This is a genomic window from Acinetobacter stercoris (genome assembly GCF_900323515.1).
Taxonomy (GTDB): Bacteria; Pseudomonadota; Gammaproteobacteria; order Pseudomonadales; family Moraxellaceae; genus Acinetobacter; species Acinetobacter stercoris.
This window is the reverse complement of sequence record NZ_OOGT01000254.1, coordinates 1-4842: the sequence shown is the minus strand read 5'-3', so window position 1 is coordinate 4842 and position 4842 is coordinate 1. Positions and strand designations below refer to the sequence as shown.

The following is a 4842-nucleotide window of genomic DNA, read 5'->3' as shown; positions in this document are numbered from 1 at the left end:
GTTTAGTATATTCACCTAGAATTAGCATATCAAAAAACTTAGCTAATTCTGGGAAAAAATTTGTAGGACTCATTGCTGTAGATGTATAATATTTTGCTTGATATAAGTCCCATGAATCTACTACAGCTTGCTCTTGTCTGTAAGCACAAATATCTCTACCTTTATCACCAGCCCCTCCAAGTTTTGCAACTTTGATATATTGTTCTTTTTCAAATAACTCTCTAACGCAGTTCTCAATAAAGTCTTCCCATTTACTATCATCAAGAAGCATTAATCTTTCGATTGGCGTTACCGGAGCTGGGCCTAAATCATATGACATATTAAGACTCTATAATTTATATATTCCTATACATCCCAACAACTTTACCAATTAACTTGCAATTCTTTTGCATTAAAATTGGCTTGTCTAAGTACTTAGGATTTAAGGGTTCTAAAAATTTAACGTTGTTTTCAACAATGATCTTTTTAAAGTCGGCTTGATCTTGATTGTCAAAAGCAACAATAACTAAATTACCTGTTTTCATACTTTTTAATGTAAAGTCAGGATTTATATAAATACGATCTTGCGGTTTAAAGTCCGGTTGCATAGAAACACCCGAAACAATTAAACCAAAACCGTTTTTGCCACATCTAGAATTTTGAGGAAGCCATTCGATGATATTGATCGAAGAATTATTTCCATCAACATTCCATTTCTTTGCATCTTCCCACGAAATAACTGGAATTAAACTAGGAATTTCTATTGAATGTAGACTAGAATGATCGGTTATTTCTGTACCATGATCCAAAAAACTAATACTTACATTTAATTTATCTGCAAGAATTTTAAGTTTTTCTTCTCGGGGTTTGGCAATACCAAGCGTATAGCGACGAGCCATTTCATAAGTAACATCAATTGCATCTTTCAATTGATTTACTGTTTTTATAGGCGAGCTTTCATTTTCCATTAAAGCCTTAAGCCTACTCGCAAAGTCTTGATATTTAGCTGATTGCACCGTGGGCATATTTCCTTTTTCTACGCTTGGTAGAATTTTACCCTTTATTTTCACTTGCACCAATTCTATTTTAGGTAGTATATTTGTTTCTACTTTTAGTAGTTTTTGTGGTTGCATATGTCTACACCAGAAAAAGCATTTGCAAAAGCTGTAAAACTTGCTGGAAGCAAGTCAGCTTTAGCAAAGAAATTAGAAATTACGCCGTGGGCGTTAAGTAAATGGAACCCTGAACGGATTCCAGATGATCGTTGTTTAGCTATTGAAGATTTGACAAATGGGGAAGTGAAAGCAGAAGAATTAAGACCTGATATCAATTGGATATACGTGCGTGCTATGAAAAATAGTAGCTCACAGGTCATCTAATAACACGTTCAAGAGCAAATCCGATGAACATATTAGATGCCGCATACCATACAGTCCATGACTACCCAGGCGGAGCAACTGCCTTAGCCCCACGACTCGGCATAAAAAGCCCAGCCGTACTAAACAGCAAGGTCAACACAAACACAGAAACACACCATCTAACACTACTAGAAACATCAAAACTCATCGGGATCACAGGCGATGACCGCATACTACAAAGCCTATGCGCAGAAAACGGCAAAGTGGCTATCGACCTGCCAGACATTCCCGAATGCAAAGACTTTGCACTGACCAATGAAGTCCTCAATATAGGAATCCACAGCGGAAATATATACCAAATCTTTCAAAACATGATGACAGATGGACGCATTACCCGAGGCGAAGCACTCGATATCTCCAAAGTCATACAACAACTACAAATCAACCTCGCAACACTAGATGCGCAAATACAGAAATGCATCGATGAAAAATAAACCTGACATTGGGCAGGATAAAAATTGAAAATTTGGGGAAAACATGAATACACATTGCCAACCGTGCATAGGCATAAGCACGGATACAGACTGTAGTACCTGCGTTACAGCACTGATAGAGCATATCGAACAACAAGAATACCGACTTGGCGTGGCACCCGATGATGCTTATGTCAAAACACAAACCACGGCGCCGTTATATATCTGTAGTTTTGACGATATAGCCAACAACGAAAAACAACCTTTCGATACAGAGAGGTTGTCACCATGAGATCACCTTATAACGCCCGTGTTCCAGAACACAAATATACTCAAAGCGTCCAGTCATTTTATGAACCTGCACTAAGACTGCTGCAGCACATGATGGAAAAGAACAAGGCGAGGTTACGCAAGGGAAATTATCCAGAAAGCAATGCTGCAGTGAAACGGGAAGACTTTAGAGAACAAATGCATCATCGCTTTCGTATAGCGATATACCTGACCTATGAAATAGAAAAAAGTTTGTCTAAAGCTGGACTGGTGGAATTTGTGGGGAGTGGGTTTTTAAAGCCTAAGGATGGTGGGGTGTGAGAGATAGATTTTACCTTGCTTGTTTTAGAGATAATGTTGGATCAAATGTAGGTTTCAATTGTCATAATTTACAGGGTTACCATACTGATTTAGATAAAGCGCATGTATGCACATTAAAAGAAGCACAATATCACTTTGATCATGCGCGTGAGTACGATCAACCATTATCAGCAGATCATGTTGATGCGCTAGCAATTTGGAAAGTGGATCACCAATATATTCCGAATAAAACACAAATTAGTGGTGATGAATACAGATATGTCGCATTTCAAAAAAATAAATATGACGGAAATGATGTTTTCTGGATGAATAAATTCACTTATCCGACCACTGATTTTTCTAGAGCAACTATATTGAATGAAGAACTTGCATTGGCTTTTCTGAACAGTGAATCAGGATTTATTGTTATTCCGTTTAGTCTTGCAAACCAAGCCAAACGCCGTACATTTGATTTTAATAAAATAAATAAAAGAACAATGATTCAGGGTGCTGGCTTAAAAATTTCAACAGAGATTAAAAAGTTTAGAAGAAGAAAGAAGAATCCTAAGACACGATTTAATTGTCCAAGTTGCGGAAAAATATCATGGCAATTTAATCCTTATGATTTTCTAGGATGTAAAGATATTCGCTGTAAAGAATGGAAAGGTCATTTTACTGATATTGATTTCGAAATAGATCAGGGAGGTGGAATATGAGCCTTGATGCGAGTAGATGGGCATGGCAAATACGCCAGAAACAGAAAAAAGGCGGATGCTTAAAAGCACTCAAAAAATTAGTTTTACTTTCACTTGCTGATCGAGCGAGTGAAGAACATTGTGCCTATCCAAGTATGAGTCGACTTGTCGAAGATACGGAAATGGATAGAAAGACAGTTCTAAAGATAATTGAAGAACTGATCGAAGATGGTCTCATTATCGATACTGGTGAACGCAAAGGAAAAACCAAACAAGTTAAAGTCTATCAACTCGTCGGTGTTAAAGGGAGAGAAAGCGAACCATCATTGATATTCTTTGACTCTGAAAACGATGATTCAAAGAGTCCCAAAGATGGAACAGTTCCAACAATGGAACAGTACCAACAATTCCATGAAAGAGTCCCAACAATTCCGTCAAAGAGTCCCAACGTTGGGACACGGAATCTATCAAAGAATCTATTATTAGAATCTAAAAATAAAAAAGATTGGCTTTGCTTTAAAAAACTTCGACAAGAAATATTTCTCGCGGATGAAAATCTGGATTTTGAACACATCGCAAAATCCAAATGGGCCGAACGAGAAAAACGAGCCTTCGAGATTTACAACGCAGGTCGGGATATCTGTGACGACCTGATGAATTACCACTTCGCGGACTGGCTGATCAACGCATATCACACCAAGTACGAGGGTAGACCCGATTACAACTCGATCAATAAACAAAACCGAACCAGTTTAAAACGCGAGGGTTTATCTCATAAACAAATCTTAGCCTTTGCTGCAAAACTTGCACACCATCCTGGAGTCGCAGGGAAAATCGGTGCACCTGGTGAAAGTTTTGATCAACTCGGGGCACGTATCGCCCTGAAATTGGGTGATCCTGTCGAGGCTAAAAAACTCGAACCATTCTTGAGAGAGGTGGGTTTTAAGGGGGAGTTGCTGGGAACTGCATAAACAACAAAACACGAAAAACATTGAATTTATTTGGGGAAATACATGAGTGCAGTTGCCATTGAAAAACACATTTTACAAACCACAGATTGGTCCAGATTTGATCTGGAAGGCTGGTTATACCAGTTCGGTGCTTGGCAGTATTCCAACACTGGACCCTGTGGTCAACCTGTGCATCCAATCGCAATAGGCATGGATCAAGCCGCTAAGGCAATGCGCTTAAAACGGCTCGGCAAGAAAAAACAACGGAAAATTATTGCAGATTATTTTATGGATGAAATGGAGCCCATGTATGTGCATAAGCCCAAAGTGAGTTTGCAGATCAACGACAACGAAGCTCGCGCCATACAGCGTTTGGTGTTGGATTTGCAAGGGCAATCGGATGTGTTGGATGAATGGCTGGATGCAGTGATTTCACGGTATTTTTACAACAACTCATGGGCTGAAATGGTGAATGATGTTCGCACCCAGATGGATGCGAGGTTTGATGTGAAATGTGGGTTGGCAGTTTTGCATGTTAGGTATGGGTGGATTGGGTATATGTCCTAACATTTTTTTATTATTGGGAAGGAAGAATTTAGATTTTTGTAAATTTGGAATATTTTCTCATTATTAGGAATTCTATATTTTACAAATATAGTTTTAGAATCTTTTAAGGAAAGAATATTGTTTAGCTCATTGTCACTATACTTTTCAATTGGTTGATAACAATTAGTTATATTTTTTTTAAATGGTGAAAAACTTTGTGTTAGAAGTCTGAAATTATTATATGAATTTATAACATGATTATCTTTTATAT

At 37.9% G+C, this 4842-nt stretch carries 8 protein-coding genes and 1 pseudogene; 6 read left to right on the top strand and 3 right to left on the bottom strand.

The genetic code is table 11. The features are described from left to right. Both KPC_RS17895 and KPC_RS17890 read right to left on the bottom strand, forming a co-directional pair. A pseudogene (locus tag KPC_RS17895) lies at positions 1 to 319 on the bottom strand (restriction endonuclease); the annotation flags it as partial. A gap of 16 nt (positions 320 to 335) precedes the next feature. Then, positions 336 to 1112: a S24 family peptidase gene (locus KPC_RS17890; protein WP_121975691.1), complete on the bottom strand. Its 777-nt coding sequence runs from the start codon at positions 1110 to 1112 to the stop codon at positions 336 to 338. On the opposite strand from KPC_RS17890, the gene KPC_RS17885 reads away from it, so the two are divergent. From KPC_RS17885 to KPC_RS17855, 6 genes are all read left to right on the top strand, one after another. Next, the gene (locus tag KPC_RS17885; RefSeq protein ID WP_121975690.1) at positions 1113 to 1358 is read left to right on the top strand and encodes a transcriptional regulator; all 246 of its coding nucleotides are present in this window, start codon (positions 1113 to 1115) and stop codon (positions 1356 to 1358) included. Between the two features lie 23 nt (positions 1359 to 1381). Next, complete coding sequence (locus KPC_RS17880; protein ID WP_121975689.1) at positions 1382 to 1831, top strand: phage regulatory CII family protein; 450 nt, start codon at positions 1382 to 1384, stop codon at positions 1829 to 1831. A gap of 267 nt (positions 1832 to 2098) precedes the next feature. Then, the gene (locus KPC_RS17870; protein WP_121975687.1) at positions 2099 to 2401 is read left to right on the top strand and encodes a hypothetical protein; all 303 of its coding nucleotides are present in this window, start codon (positions 2099 to 2101) and stop codon (positions 2399 to 2401) included. Beyond that, the gene (locus KPC_RS17865) at positions 2398 to 3096 is read left to right on the top strand and encodes a hypothetical protein (RefSeq protein WP_121975686.1); all 699 of its coding nucleotides are present in this window, start codon (positions 2398 to 2400) and stop codon (positions 3094 to 3096) included. Before KPC_RS17870 ends, KPC_RS17865 begins: the two co-directional genes overlap by 4 nt. Next, positions 3093 to 4046: a helix-turn-helix domain-containing protein gene (locus KPC_RS17860; protein ID WP_121975685.1), complete on the top strand. Its 954-nt coding sequence runs from the start codon at positions 3093 to 3095 to the stop codon at positions 4044 to 4046. The genes KPC_RS17865 and KPC_RS17860 overlap by 4 nt, the downstream gene beginning before the upstream one ends. Before the next feature lie 42 nt (positions 4047 to 4088). Beyond that, positions 4089 to 4592 carry a hypothetical protein gene (locus KPC_RS17855; RefSeq protein ID WP_121975684.1) on the top strand — a complete coding sequence of 168 codons (504 nt, stop codon included), beginning with the start codon at positions 4089 to 4091 and terminating at the stop codon, positions 4590 to 4592. Here the strand turns inward: KPC_RS17855 and KPC_RS20625 are convergent. Beyond that, positions 4589 to 4842 (bottom strand): hypothetical protein (locus tag KPC_RS20625; RefSeq protein WP_213065909.1); only part of this gene is annotated, 254 nt, incomplete at its 5' end. The genes KPC_RS17855 and KPC_RS20625 overlap by 4 nt on opposite strands.